Annotated in this window: 12 protein-coding genes and 1 pseudogene; 4 read left to right on the top strand and 9 right to left on the bottom strand. The window is 39.3% G+C overall.

From position 1 onward, the window contains the following. Positions 1-25: 25 nt before the first annotated feature. Together I2F62_RS03465 and I2F62_RS03460 are read left to right on the top strand one after the other, a co-directional pair. Positions 26-730, top strand: coding sequence for an SIMPL domain-containing protein (locus I2F62_RS03465; protein ID WP_324625629.1), 705 nt, complete (start codon positions 26-28; stop codon positions 728-730). A 27-nt stretch (positions 731-757) separates the two neighbouring features. Continuing rightward, complete coding sequence (locus I2F62_RS03460) at positions 758-1,120, top strand: hypothetical protein (RefSeq protein WP_324625627.1); 363 nt, start codon at positions 758-760, stop codon at positions 1,118-1,120. 32 nt (positions 1,121-1,152) lie between these two features. Here I2F62_RS03460 and I2F62_RS03455 read toward each other — a convergent pair whose 3' ends face one another. Both I2F62_RS03455 and I2F62_RS03450 read right to left on the bottom strand, forming a co-directional pair. Further along, positions 1,153-2,247, bottom strand: coding sequence for an acyl-CoA desaturase (locus tag I2F62_RS03455; protein WP_324625626.1), 1,095 nt, complete (start codon positions 2,245-2,247; stop codon positions 1,153-1,155). A 15-nt stretch (positions 2,248-2,262) separates the two neighbouring features. Beyond that, positions 2,263-3,330, bottom strand: coding sequence for an iron-sulfur cluster-binding domain-containing protein (locus tag I2F62_RS03450; protein WP_324625625.1), 1,068 nt, complete (start codon positions 3,328-3,330; stop codon positions 2,263-2,265). A 225-nt stretch (positions 3,331-3,555) separates the two neighbouring features. Here I2F62_RS03450 and fabR point away from each other — a divergent pair. Together fabR and I2F62_RS03440 are read left to right on the top strand one after the other, a co-directional pair. Continuing rightward, a pseudogene (gene fabR, locus I2F62_RS03445) lies at positions 3,556-4,179 on the top strand (HTH-type transcriptional repressor FabR); the annotation flags it as partial. Positions 4,180-4,370: 191 nt separating this feature from the next. Then, positions 4,371-5,384 carry an AI-2E family transporter gene (locus I2F62_RS03440; protein WP_324625624.1) on the top strand — a complete coding sequence of 338 codons (1,014 nt, stop codon included), beginning with the start codon at positions 4,371-4,373 and terminating at the stop codon, positions 5,382-5,384. A 40-nt stretch (positions 5,385-5,424) separates the two neighbouring features. Here I2F62_RS03440 and I2F62_RS03435 read toward each other — a convergent pair whose 3' ends face one another. The 7 genes from I2F62_RS03435 to I2F62_RS03405 form a co-directional block, all read right to left on the bottom strand. Then, a complete protein-coding gene (locus tag I2F62_RS03435; RefSeq protein WP_324625623.1) occupies positions 5,425-5,745 on the bottom strand; it encodes a hypothetical protein in 321 nt (106 codons plus the stop codon). Positions 5,746-5,868: 123 nt separating this feature from the next. Continuing rightward, a complete protein-coding gene (gene rapA, locus I2F62_RS03430) occupies positions 5,869-8,706 on the bottom strand; it encodes an RNA polymerase-associated protein RapA (protein ID WP_324625622.1) in 2,838 nt (945 codons plus the stop codon). Between the two features lie 130 nt (positions 8,707-8,836). Beyond that, on the bottom strand, positions 8,837-9,481 hold the full coding sequence (locus tag I2F62_RS03425) for an RluA family pseudouridine synthase (protein ID WP_324625621.1): 645 nt from the start codon (positions 9,479-9,481) through the stop codon (positions 8,837-8,839). Between the two features lie 234 nt (positions 9,482-9,715). Further along, positions 9,716-11,020: a glutamate-1-semialdehyde 2,1-aminomutase gene (hemL, locus tag I2F62_RS03420; RefSeq protein WP_324625620.1), complete on the bottom strand. Its 1,305-nt coding sequence runs from the start codon at positions 11,018-11,020 to the stop codon at positions 9,716-9,718. 25 nt (positions 11,021-11,045) lie between these two features. Continuing rightward, a complete protein-coding gene (gene thiE, locus I2F62_RS03415; protein WP_324625619.1) occupies positions 11,046-11,675 on the bottom strand; it encodes a thiamine phosphate synthase in 630 nt (209 codons plus the stop codon). A 108-nt stretch (positions 11,676-11,783) separates the two neighbouring features. Next, positions 11,784-12,575: an OmpW/AlkL family protein gene (locus tag I2F62_RS03410; protein WP_324625618.1), complete on the bottom strand. Its 792-nt coding sequence runs from the start codon at positions 12,573-12,575 to the stop codon at positions 11,784-11,786. Between the two features lie 187 nt (positions 12,576-12,762). Continuing rightward, complete coding sequence (locus I2F62_RS03405; protein WP_324625617.1) at positions 12,763-13,521, bottom strand: OmpW/AlkL family protein; 759 nt, start codon at positions 13,519-13,521, stop codon at positions 12,763-12,765. Positions 13,522-13,709: the final 188 nt, after the last annotated feature.

The raw sequence follows: 13,709 nt of genomic DNA, 5'->3' as shown, positions 1-13,709 counted from the left end.
ATTTTTTAGCTTTATAGGAAATGTTATGCATACTTTATTGAAGTCAGGATTGTTTATTTTGGCGGGTACTTTAAGCTGTGCCAGTTTCGCCCAAGATACAACACAAAGTTATAACATGATTAATTTGCAGGCCAATGCGTCACGCCAAGTGCTCAATGACCAAATGCAGGTGGTGCTGTATATTGAGAAAAATAATAAACAACCGGCTGTTTTGGCAACTGAAACCACCCAAGCCATGAACCAAGCATTGGCAAGTGCGCGTGCTTATCCGCAAATAAAAGTCACCACAGGCACGCAAACCACCCAACCTATTTACGATGATAAAAACAAACTGAAAGACTGGCGCTCATATGCCGAACTGCGTGTAGAAGGCACCGACTTTAAAGCGGTGAGTCAATTGGTAAGTCAATTACAAAATACCTTCCAAACCCAAAGCGTTCAATTTAACGTATCTGACGATTTACGCCGTAAAGTTGAAAACGAGCTGATGGTCGATGCATCAAAACAGTTTCAACAACGTGCCGAATCTCTCACCAAAGTATGGCATAAATCGAGCTATCAACTGGTGAATTTAAATATTAACAGCAATACCAATGCCTACGCTCAACCGTACTTAAGAGCCAATGTAATGAAAGCCGCTATGGACAGCGAAGCTGCACCAGTACAAGACGTTTCTGCGGGCGAAACAAAATTTAATGTTACTGCGAATGGTTCAATCCAGTTAAAATAAAACTGATTTATTTAGCAGAGCGATTGAATGAAATCTTTCTATGCCCATCATATCTCGTGCAGCCATGATGACGATGTATTCAATATTGGTTTAGCCGATGATGAGTTTGACCCTGTCGACTTTGTCATTTTGAGTCGTTTGGAAGAAGAAGGGACAAATCCCGATGAGCAAATTGGCTTGCTTGTGAACGACAGTGAACTTGAGTTTCAAAATGCCATTGTTTTAATTCGCTGTTTTGATATGCAAGTGGTGATTGAACTAAGTACAGATGTTGCCGAAGAATTAGAATATGACAGCATTCATATTGAACTGACCGCGCAGCGTGACGAGGTGCATCAAGCATTAAAAACACTGCTACGCGGTTCTAGCATTCCGCTTAAGTTCAATTAAAAAAAGCGCAGTGTTCACACTGCGCTTTTTTATTATTTTTTAAATGGCAACGCATATTTTAAAATGCGCCCAATCACCTGACCATATTGCTTAAATAAACTGGCATTGTTGTAATTTAAACCGTATTTTTTACATACCGCTTTGACCTTCGGTGCCATTTCTGGATAGCGTAATGACGGTATTTCAGGATACAAATGATGCTCAATTTGAAAGCTCAAATGCCCCGTTAAAATATGGAAAATTTTCGAACCGGTTAAATTCGATGATCCTCGAATTTGACGCATATACCAATGTCCGCGGCTTTCATCTTGCAAAACAGTTTTTGGAAACACTTCAGCATCTTTAGTGAAATGACCACAAAAAATAATACTAAATGTCCAAATATTACGTATGCCATTGGCCACCATATTGCCTAAAAACACTGGTGCAGCGCTCGGACCAGCAATTAATGGGAAAAACACATAATCCTTAAATAATTGCTTACCAATTTTGTTCTGTACTGGCTTCCATTCAGTCCATAATTGTTTGACAGTTTTACGCCCAAACAGCACCCGACCTAATTCAAGATTTTGAATGGCCACGCCCCATTGGAACAATAAACAAAACGGGATGCTATACAACGGTTGCAACAAATGCCCTTTTTTCCAACGTTGCTCAGGAAATAAACGGAGTAGACCATAACCGATATCATCATCCATTCCTTTAATATTGGTATAGGTGTGATGTTTGTAGTTATGCGTTTCACGCCAGTTATCTGCCGTACCTACAATATCCCATTCGTAATCCTGACCTTTAAATTTTGGATCGTTCATCCAGTCATATTGTCCATGCATGACATTATGACCCACTTCCATATTTTCTAAAATTTTAGACAGACCTAACAGACCTGAACCCAAAACAAATGCTGGTGGGAACCATCCTGCAAAAAGCAAAGCACGTCCTGCAATGCCGGTATAGCGCACCGCAGAATAAATACGGCGAATGTAATTGGCATCTTTTTCACCAATTTGCTGCAGGACATCTTGCTTAATTTGATCTAACTCTTGTGCAAATGCCGCCAATTGCTCTGGTGTTAAATCTCTATTTTTAGGATTTTTAAAATATTGCGTCTTGACTTGCATATTCATAATAAGATTCTCTTCTTAAAGATCTAACACCAAATCGCTTTTTGCAGAATTCACACAAATACGAATTAAATTGGCCGGTTCTGCATTTTCAGCACCGTTCCCCACATGTTTAGTTACACCGCTCACTTTGGTACAGGCACATTTATTACAAATGCCCATGCGACAACCAAATTCAGGCTTTAAATTGGCTTGTTCTAATGCATCTAATAACGGCTGCCCTTTGGCAACAGAAATCACTTTATTCGATTGAGCGAGCGTGATATTCACCACGCCTTCATCTTGAAACGAAATAGGGCTTAAGCTAAATGCTTCTGCTTCAAACTGCTTGGCATGTGTAAATAAACTTTCCGCGCGGTTCACAAAACCCGATGGCCCACAAGCCAATACACGCGTCTCATTTAACTGACCCAAGCCTTCTACATGTTGTTCATTTAAACGTTGTGCAGCTGGTTCATCGCGTGTACAAAATGCTGAAAACTGAAAATTTGGATATTTTTTCTGCCATGCTTCAAATGTATTTTTAAATGCAAGCCCAGTTGCATGCTGTGCCCAATACATTAAATGAATCTGGTAATTTTTAAGTTGATTGGTCTGCTCTAAAAAAGACAGTAAGCTAAACATAGGGGTAATCCCACTACCTGCTGCCAGTAAAATGAGCGCGTCAGACGATGCTGATACTTGCATATCGCCATACGGTTGACCAAACTCGATAACATCGCCGATTTGTGCTTGTTCGCACAACCACGAACTCACCAAACCTTGTTCCACTTTTTTAACCGTTAAAAGCACATGTTGTGAATCTAACTGAGTCAAGCTATAGGTGCGCTCGTAGCGGCGCCCTTCAATTTCAACCATTACAGGATGATGCTGCCCTGCCAAACCATATTTCATCTGGCGATTGCATTGAATGGTTAGACTATATGTGTCATCAGCAATGCATTCTTTTTTCACAATTCGCCCAAGCATTTGGTCGGTTGACCATAATGGATTGGCTTTTTTTAACCAAAAGTTGATTGCTCGGCGATCCATAATTGAATTCGAGAAAAAATCTACCCATGGATTTTTGCGTTGTATGATATGCATTGCAGGTCGTCTCAATTCTGCCTTTTCTAATTATTATACACATGTATATATATTTGTATAGCATTTCTGTATCTGATGAAATTGCATCGCTGCTATTCCTTATCTGCTCGGTCTAGGGCATAATTCGAATTAATGATTTGACCTAATTTTATATGGATATACATGTCGTTACTCTCTGAAAGCCCAAGCCAACGACCAGAACCTGAAATTCAGGTTAAAGTAACGCGTGGTGCAGGTAGACGAGCAACCATTACCAAAGAAGAATTATTTCAAGCCACCTTAAATTTAATTGGCCCACAAAAAAGCATCGCTTCTTTAAGTTTGCGTGAAATTGCGCGTGAAGCCGGTATTGCACCAAACAGCTTTTATCGTCACTTTAAGGATATTGATGAATTGGCCATTGCACTGATTAACCGTGCCGGTTTAGTGCTGCGTAAAATTATTCGTGAAGCACGCCTGCAAGCCAACCGACAAGACAGCGTGATTCGCAGCTCAATCGAAATTTTCTTACAACAATTAAATGATGATGAAGGCAATTTAGGTTTATTGCTGCGCGAAGGCTACACCGGTTCAACATCTTATAAAAAAGCCGTCGAACAACAACTGAGTTTCTTTCAGCAAGAACTCCAAGAAGATTTAATTCGTCTGGAACGGCTATTAAATCACAATAAAAAGTTGTCGCATCCCGACTTAGCCGCACAAGCAATTACCCAATTGGTGTTTAATATGGGCGCCAAAGTGCTTGATTTATCAAGCCATGAACGCAAACACGTTGCCGAGCAAACCATTACAATGATTCGGATGATTCTGCAAGGTTCACGTCATTTAGATAAAACTCAGTTGGATTAAGCATCCTGCAACTGAACCATTAAATTCTTCAAGATAAGTTAAGTTTCATACTTTTTGGCATATCTAACTCACGCTGAACCCGCTAGAATAAACTTTCTTAAGTGTGCGTCATATCTACAATTCAAATCGCTTGGCTTTGTGAAGTGTAGATTTTTTCCACACGATCTATTTCTTTTTTAGGCTCAGCGATCATGAATATTCTGCATGACAAACCGTATGTTTTAGCAAGCTACATCATTATTTTTGTCAGCCTATTGTGCATTATTCCTCTGCATTTATTGCCCAGTTTTTTTGCCGGTTTCATTATTTATGAAATTATTAATGCACTGAGCACCCTCTTTGATCGTTATATCGATAGCCACCGCGCAAAATTAATTATTAGTGTCGGCTTAAGCGTGATTATTGTTTCTTTACTGGCATTTTTATTAACAAGCTTAATTAGCTTTGTGGTGCATGACGTACAAGGTGTGGGTATTTCAACGGTTGGAAGTAAAGCAGATTTGGCACTTGAACAGCTTAGAGTGGAATTATCAAAATATATTCCTGTGTCGATTCCAAGTAGTGTAGCCGACCTAAAAAATGAAATTTTTGAATTACTTAAAGATAATGTTTCTATTTTACAGCACACCGGTTCGGACATTTTGCACAACATTGCCACCATGCTGATTGGCATGATTATTGGTATTTTGGTGTCTTTGCATAGTTTAAGTAGCAGCCCGCAACCTGCCTTTAAATTAGCCTTATTACAGCGTATTGATAAATTATCGACTTCTTTTCGTAATGTCGTTTTTGCTCAGTTTCAAATTTCTTTAATTAACACTGTACTGTTTATTGTCTTTGTTTTTATTATTTTACCGTTGTTTCATGTGCATTTGCCTTTTGCCAAAACCTTAACTATTTTGACTTTCATTTTTGGCTTAATTCCAATTGCCGGCAATTTAATGTCGAATACTTTAATTATTATTTCAGGGCTTACCGTTTCACTGCCAGTTGCTGGTGCAGCGCTTGCATATTTGGTCATTATTCATAAACTTGAATACTTCATTAATGCTCAAATTGTTGGAAATAAAATTAATGCCCGAGCATGGGAAGTTCTGTTGGCAATGCTCGTGTTTGAATCTATTTTTGGTTTTGGTGGTTTAATTGCAGCACCAATTTTTTATGCGTATTTAAAACGTGAATTACGAGATGCAGGTTTAATTTAAAATATGCATATCAATCAAAACCTGCAAAATGCAGTTTTTTTTATTCACACTTAATTTTATAGTCGACTTGATAACGCTGCATGCTTTGCAAAATCGGCTCAGGGTTATACTCAAGCTTAAGGGCCAAAGGTAGATATTGCTGCTGATAAACGCTTGGAAAGTCTTGGCAAATGATTTTTTTATGTGTTTGCTGCGTTGTTGTAGGTACAGATAAAATTACCAAATAACTTGCAAGTGTTGCATCGGCTTGTGAGAACTGCATTTCAAGCTGTTTTGTTTGAGGGGTGGCTTTTACTGTTTCAGAGTGAGGACAACCCAAAACAGTTAATGTAAAAGCACATAAAAATGAAACCGTTTCCATGTTCAATCCTTTTTATTGCTGATATTTAAGCATCTTCATGATCATTCTTTTCTATACATAAAACAAAAAAGGTGCTGTTTGTCGCACCTTTTTTGAGTAAAATCACAAAATAATGGTTTTAAATTAAGGTTTTACCACCACAAGCACCTGAATAGCTTCAGGTGTTAAAGCTAAACCATTCAGTAAATTTAAACCTTCTTGTTGTAATTTCTGCAAACGCTCAATTTCGTCCTGACGAATACTTGGATTGAACTGTTTTAGATACACCAAACGTTCAATTTCATATTGCCATTGTTGGCCATACACCGTTTTCGCCTGCTGAATTAATTCAGGCAATGCCGTTTTGGCTTGCTCTAAGGCTTGCTTATAGCGCGCTTCAATAATTTCACGACGTGCTTTCACCACTTGGCGGCTACTATTGCCATCTAAATGTTGTAAATACGGTCTTAAAATTCCCGGATCAATCTTAGACGATAAATCTTGTCCATTTTCACTAAGCAGCACACGAATTAACTGTTGCGGCAAACTTGCAGACAAATTCAAGGCTTTAGGGGCAATCACATCTAACTTAAACCACACTTCAAGCAGCACCGAACCTTGCTTTAATGCATTCGATTTAAGCAAAGAGACGTTGGTGCTACCAAATGATTGTGTGTTAATCATTTCCATCATGCTTTCAATGAATGGATGCTCTAACGTTAAATACTGTGCATCTTCACGAATTTGTGCTTGGTCGCGATAGAACGTTGCTGTAATGCCTTCTTCATCTAAGGTTAAACCTTGCACTTGCATTTGGTCGGTCGGTTTAATAATGACTGTGCCATTGCTTTGCTCGTCAAAGTCAATATTGGTTGACGACATAAAGCGTTTAACGAACATTGGCAATGTGGTGTTGTCGTCATAATCTTCAAGGGCTTGTACAATGCCTTGCGAAACCATTGGTCGGCAAGAATTGTATTCAAGCAAACGGTCGCGACCCGCCTGTAATTCTGCTTCTAAAGCTTCACGCTGCACATTTACCGCTTCAAGCAAATCTTCAAACTTTTGCCCTAAATCGCTTAGCAAGCAATCTTTTAATTCGACAATAAAGTTTTCTTGCAAAGTTTGAGCCGTTGGAGAAATTTGGCTAAAAATATTTAATGCTTCGTTGTACCAACGGAACATGCGTTCTTGTGCCGTACCCAATAAATATGGAATATGAATTTGAATACGATTTTGCTGACCAATACGGTCTAAACGTCCAATTCGCTGTTCTAAAATATCTGGATTGGATGGCAAGTCAAATAAAACCAAATCGCTTGCAAATTGGAAGTTACGCCCCTCTGAACCAATTTCAGAACACAATAAAATTTGTGCGCCATAACTGTCTTCGGCAAAGTAAGCTGCGGCTTGGTCACGCTCTAACAGGCTCATACCTTCGTGGAACATTGCCGTGCGAATACCTGCATGTAAACGCAGCGCGTTCTCTAAAGCTTCAACCACGGGTCCGCTTCGTGCAATAAGCAACACTTTTTTGTGTTTTAAATCTTTACGTAGCGCTTCCATTAACCACGCCACGCGTGGGTCTGTTTCCATCCAAGAACCATCTAATTGGTTTTCTTCAGGCCACATTTGTTCACGTAATTTTCCAGTTTTTGACCAACCTTCTGGTGCAACCAAGGCAACCGGCTGACAATCCCGTCCAGGGAAACCTTGAATGGCTTCGCGAGTATTACGGAATAAAATGCGCCCGGTGCCATGACGGTCTAATAATTCATGAATGGCTTGGTAGCGCTGCTCGGGCTGATCTTCAATTTTATGTCCCAACAAGCCTTCTAACGCAGATAAATGCTCATCATCTAAGGCATTTTCAGACATTAACACTTCAGCAATTTTTGCGGTGTGTTGATACTGTGCTTCTTCATCCAAGAAGCGATCTAAGCTGCTAAAACGCTGTGGATCGAGTAAACGTAAACGTGCAAAATGGCTTTCTACACCTAATTGTTCAGGGGTTGCGGTTAATAGCAATACACCTGCAATTTTTTCGGCGAGTTCTTCAACCAAGTCGTAACGGTCATTTCCGCCTTCTTCTTCGCTCCACATCAAATGATGTGCTTCATCGACCACCAGTAAATCAAACCCAGCTTCAACGGCTTGTTCACGTAAGTCATCATGGTCAATCATTAAATCGACACTGGCAATAATACATTGCTCAGTTAAAAATGGATTGAGTTCTGGATCGTGTTCCCGCATAGATGCAGTACGAGTTAAATCAAAAATAGAGAAGTTCAAATTGAAACGGCGACGCATTTCAATCATCCACTGATACTGCAGTGAATCTGGAACCAAAATAAGAATGCGTTCCGAACGACCCGTTTTGAGTTGTTGATGGATAATCAAACCCGCTTCAATGGTTTTACCTAAACCCACTTCATCGGCCAATAATACACGCGGTGCAAAACGCTTACCCACTTCGTGAGCAATATATAATTGATGCGGAATTAAACCCACACGCGCACCAATTAAACCTCGTAGTGGACTGGTATGCATATTGGCTTGTAATTGTAATGCTTCAATACGCAACTCGTACCACGCTTTGGTATCGACTTGGCTTGCCAATAAACGATCGAGCGGTTTAGACAGCTGAATTTGTGCACCAATACGGGTTTCGTTTAAGGCTTTACGCTCTTGCTCGCCATTGTCTAGGGTACGCAATACATTGTATCGAATCACCCCAAAGCGTTCATCTAAAGACTCAACGGTCCAAGATAAACCTTCTTGGTCATGCAATTCATCATTCACATTAAAGATAATGCGAGATAAAGGCGCATTGCTACGGGCATAGACGCGGGTTTCGTCACTTTTTGGGAATAAAACACTGACTGAGCGTTCATCGACATCGATTACAACACCAAGACCAAGTTCTGTTTCTGTATCGGATAACCAACGTTGACCAATAGCAAACTGTTGCAATTTTTTCACCTTTAATTTCACGTTTGCACTAAATTTTTACCAGTCACACAACCGATTCAAATTTAGCTCTATATATAAATATTTTTGCATAACTCGCATACAAACACGAGTTTATGCCGACAAATTTCAAAAAATCTTTTTAAAATGGGACTGGGCAGTCAAATGTCAGTGTTTGACCGGTTTTAGGATGCGAAAAACTTAAACTTGCTGCATGTAAACACAAGCGCGATGTCCAACTTTGCTGTTCTGCTGTGGCATATAACGTATCTCCCGCAATTGGATGACCTAAATATTGCATATGCACACGTAATTGATGTGAACGCCCTGTAATTGGGGTTAATTTCACCCGTGTAACGGGATGTCCATCAATTTCAAATTGTTCTAACACTTGCCAATGCGTAAGTGCAGGTTTGTTATGCTGTGCATCGACCATGTGTAAAGGTGGATGGTTGGGGTCATAGACCACAGGAATGTCGATGGTGCCTTCGCCAGTCAAATGCCCTGCGACCACAGCTTGATAAATTTTAGAAGTTTGACGATCTTGAAATTGCCGAGAAATATGGCTTTGGCTGGCTTTGTTTAATCCAAACACCAACAACCCCGAAGTATCTCGGTCTAAGCGATGAATTAATAAAGTATTTGGTTCGATTTCAACCAGACGCGTCAGCAAGCTGTCTTGCAACGCTTCGCCTTTACCTGGAACACTGAGTAAGCCTGAAGGTTTATGAATTACCATAAAATCATGATCGCGATGAATCAGATGTTCGGTTAAAAAATTACTCAAAACTTCGTCCCAGACCGATCTCGAAAATAAGCCGGCAATGATAAAAAGCTTAAGGTAGAAATACAATAGAAAAGATGTATTAAATACAATTCTTTTTTATTTTTACAACGATCATTTAAGCGCAATCAAAAAATGAAATGCCAAGCTGCATCATGTTTTTGCGACAAAAATAACTTGTTTAATCATAACAAAGGAGATGCATTGACATCTCCTTTGCTTAATCTCAAATACAATTTAAGCTTGTGCGTTTTTCATTTCGATAAACACTTCTTTAGCAGCTTGAATGGTGTAAGCAATATCTTCGTCGGAATGAGCCGCAGAAATAAAGCCGGCTTCAAATGCAGAAGGCGCCAAATGCACGCCACGGTCTAACAAACCATGGAAGAACTGTTTAAATGCATTCACATCACATTTTAAAATATGATCAAAGCTGCTAATTTCAGTTTGATCGGTAAAGTACAAACCAAACATAGCACCTGCTTGCTCTGTTTTAAATGCAATGCCGATATCGTCTGCGGCTTGTTGTAAACCACTTAACAGTTTGGCAAGTTGTGCACTAAGCTTGGTATAAAAGTCAGGTTGGCGTAAATGTTTAAACATGGTAATGCCTGCACGCATGGCTAATGGATTACCCGACAATGTTCCAGCCTGATAAACCCCACCAAGTGGCGCGATACATTGCATAATTTCGCGTTTTCCACCAAAGGCACCGACAGGCAAACCTGCACCAATAATTTTACCGAGCGTGGTTAAATCTGGTTTTACATTGTAATACGCTTGTGCCCCACCTAAAGCCACACGAAAACCGGTCATAACCTCATCAATAATAAAGACTGACTGGTACTCATCACAGACCGCACGAATGGTTTCTAAAAATCCAGCAATCGGTTTAACCAAATTCATATTGCCTGCCACAGGTTCAATGATCACGCAGGCAATCTCTGAACCAAATTTTTCAAAACATGCTTTGACCGCATCGATATCGTTATATGGCAATGTCAGAGTGTGTTTAGCAAAATCGGCAGGAACACCCTTTGATGTCGGTTCACCCAGAGTTAATAATCCAGAACCGGCTTTGACTAAAAGTGAATCTGAATGTCCGTGATAACAGCCTTCAAATTTTACAATTTTATCTCGACCTGTATAACCACGAGCCAAACGAATGGCAGACATGGTCGCTTCTGTTCCTGAATTGGTCATTCGAACCATTTCAATGGAAGGTACAATTTCACAAATTAAGTCAGCAAGTGTGGTTTCATGAATCGTTGGCGCACCAAAACTTAAACCGTCTTCTGCTGCTGATTGTACAGCCTTCACAATATCGGGATGTGAATGTCCCAAAATCATTGGCCCCCAAGAGCCGATATAATCGACATAACGTTTGCCGTCTACATCCCACAGATAAGCACCTTGCGCTTTTTCAATAAAGACTGGTGTTCCACCCACACCATTAAATGCACGCACAGGTGAATTGACTCCACCCGGAATATGTTTACTTGCCTGTTTAAATAGTTGCTCTTGTTTAGCAGATAAGCTCATGAAAAATCCAATCAAAATAACTGATTTATGAAACAGAGGCTGTTTCTTGAAATAATCCATCCCATGCAGCAATTCGTGCAGGAATGTCTTGAACATTTAAGGCTAATATATCACTAATTACCGCGCAAAGGTCAGCACCTTGCTCAAGGATGACTTTGGCATTTTCAACCGATAAACCACCAATCACACACAGTGGAACCTTAAATTCTTGACGTGCTTGTTGCAATGTTTCTGGGCTTAAGCGGCCAGCTTCTGGTTTGGTACTGGTTGCATACGCGGCACCAAAGGCCACATACGTGGCGCCCTCTTTAATGGCTTGACGTGCTAAATCGACAGAGTTGAGGCAGGTGCGCCCAATAATGACGCCTTGTGGCAAAGCTTGCAGTGCATCTAAAATAGATCCATCATCTTGCCCTAAATGCACACCAAGTCCAAATTGTTGCGCCAGTTTAATATCATCATTAATAATAAAAGGCGTTTGGTATTGCTCACATAGTTTTTTAATCTTTTCAACTTCAAAAGGTTGATCAACTTTGTCAACTTTTTTGCGGCGATATTGCAAAATAGCCACTTTTTTTGTGGCTAAAGCCGCTTCTAGTTTTTGCATCAGCTGCGGTAAATTGTCGTCATTCGTAATTAAATATAAACCACGCATTTTTAGTCATTCAATCCAATAAATGTCAGTTTAAGCATAGCGTAAAATTGATATTTTTTTAAAGAAAAAGCCGAGATAAAATCTCGGCTTTTAAACACAATGCTATAATTAGAAGCGATAACCAATGCCCAAATAAGTGGCAATTGGATTAATTTCAATATCACTTTCACCTTGTACAGCTGTTGTACCAGCACCTGTTGCAATATCTAATTTCGCACGGGTTTTTAAATGCGCATAAGTTACAGACGCAGTCATAAACCAATCTTTATTAAAATTATAATCTGCACCTAAAGTCGCAACAGGCGCAATCGCATCATCAATTTTAACTTTACTAATATTCATTCCAAGCTGCCCACCAGCTATTTGGCTATTGAGACTGCTATTTACGTTAGAACCTAATTTAAAGTCTGAGAAATGGGCATACATAATACCAGCCCCGACAAAAGGACGGAACTTACTGTCGATTGTACCAAATTGATATTTACCAAGCAGTGCAGGTGTATAGGCTTTGACTTTACCAACATCACCTAAAGATGAAAGATCAAGTCCTTTACCAGCGTTTACAAATACATTATTTTTAAGAATAACGCCTTTACCATCAATTTCCATTTTTGGTGGGACACCAGCAACCAGCTCTAGCGCCACATTATCATTGACATAATAATCAAATAAAAGTGCAGCGGTATCAGCATTTTTAATTTCAAAACCTGCATTTGGTGAATAATCAGCACCCAATAAACTGGAATTACCTGTCACACCCTGTTTTTTACCTTGCGGCATAATATGTAACCAACCTGCCGAAACAGAGAATGATTTACCATCGGATGTAGCTGCATGGCTTGTGGTGAATGCACAGCTGAGTAGTGCAGCAGGAATAACTACCTTAACGATTTTCTTCATAACTAATCTTCCTTTAGTCTTAGTCGAGTTTTGTTTTACTGTTAAATCGTGAATCCAATCACTTTTTCATTTTTTAGAATAATAATCCTAATTTTTTTGCTTTTGCTGTTTTGTTTTGTGACTGATGAGGTCATTTTTACCTCATCAGTCAATGCATAAATAATATTTTTGAGTTTCTATTGCATGCTTAGAAACGGTAGCCCAAACCTAAGTAAGTTACGATTGGGTTAATTTCGATTTTGCTTGAACCTGTCACCATTGTTTGACCAGAAGCATTATTTACGATATCAAGTTTGGCATGCGTACTTAAATGTACATAGCTTACAGATGCAGTTGCAAACCAGTTTGAGTTAATGTTGTAATCTGCACCAACAAATGCAACTGGTGCAATTGCATCATCAATACTTACATTACGAATTGACATTCCTTTGGTCGCAGCATCGCTACTTACAGCAGAATCCAATTTAAAATTAGAGAAGCGTGCATACATTAAACCTGCGCCAACATATGGGCGGAATTTGCTATTTACTGTACCAAAAGTATATTTACCAGTTAACACCGGGCTATAAACTTTTACATCACCCACTTTACTAAATTTATCTAAATTTAGTGCGCCACCTAATAATTGACCTTTGCCTTTAATATCTAACTTTGGTGGTGCACCCAAAACCAAACCTAAACTTGCATTATCATTCACTAAATAATCAAGTTTCAATTCAGCGGTGTCTCCATCTTCAAGTTCAAAACCTGCATTTGGTTCAAATTTTGAAGGTAGCTTAGTTGGTATATTACTAGTAGATTGCACACCCTGCTGCTTTCCTTGCGGCATAATGTGTGCCCAGCCTGCTGAAACAGCAACTGTTTTACCGTCAGAAGTTTCCGCGTGGCTTGCAAAGCTAAGAGCAAGTAAAGTAGCTGGTAAAAGCGCTTTGGTGATTTGTTTCATTAAGATATCCATTGTTTCATTTCGTTTTAGAAGTTTGTAGACTTCTGTGTAAATCTTTTGCGAATATTAGAATAATTACTTTAAAATACAATCATTTTTTTACGAAAAAAATATATCCAACATCAATTCTACCCACTAACAAATTGTTTTATATAAAAATATAAGATAAAAATCATACTTTATAGATG

The organism is Acinetobacter sp. MD2(2019), assembly GCF_035615615.1.
GTDB lineage: Bacteria > Pseudomonadota > Gammaproteobacteria > Pseudomonadales > Moraxellaceae > Acinetobacter.
The sequence above is the reverse complement of the archived record's forward strand: the minus strand, read 5'-3'. Positions and strand labels throughout refer to the sequence as shown.

Coding starts and splice junctions, on each gene's coding strand:
- I2F62_RS03465 (WP_324625629.1), top strand. CDS start 26: ATGCATACTTTATTGAAGTCAGGATTGTTTATTTTGGCGGGTACTTTA.
- I2F62_RS03460 (WP_324625627.1), top strand. CDS start 758: ATGAAATCTTTCTATGCCCATCATATCTCGTGCAGCCATGATGACGAT.
- I2F62_RS03455 (WP_324625626.1), bottom strand. CDS start 2,247: ATGAATATGCAAGTCAAGACGCAATATTTTAAAAATCCTAAAAATAGA.
- I2F62_RS03450 (WP_324625625.1), bottom strand. CDS start 3,330: ATGCATATCATACAACGCAAAAATCCATGGGTAGATTTTTTCTCGAAT.
- I2F62_RS03440 (WP_324625624.1), top strand. CDS start 4,371: ATGAATATTCTGCATGACAAACCGTATGTTTTAGCAAGCTACATCATT.
- I2F62_RS03435 (WP_324625623.1), bottom strand. CDS start 5,745: ATGGAAACGGTTTCATTTTTATGTGCTTTTACATTAACTGTTTTGGGT.
- hemL (WP_324625620.1), bottom strand. CDS start 11,020: ATGAGCTTATCTGCTAAACAAGAGCAACTATTTAAACAGGCAAGTAAA.
- thiE (WP_324625619.1), bottom strand. CDS start 11,675: ATGCGTGGTTTATATTTAATTACGAATGACGACAATTTACCGCAGCTG.
- I2F62_RS03410 (WP_324625618.1), bottom strand. CDS start 12,575: ATGAAGAAAATCGTTAAGGTAGTTATTCCTGCTGCACTACTCAGCTGT.
- I2F62_RS03405 (WP_324625617.1), bottom strand. CDS start 13,521: ATGAAACAAATCACCAAAGCGCTTTTACCAGCTACTTTACTTGCTCTT.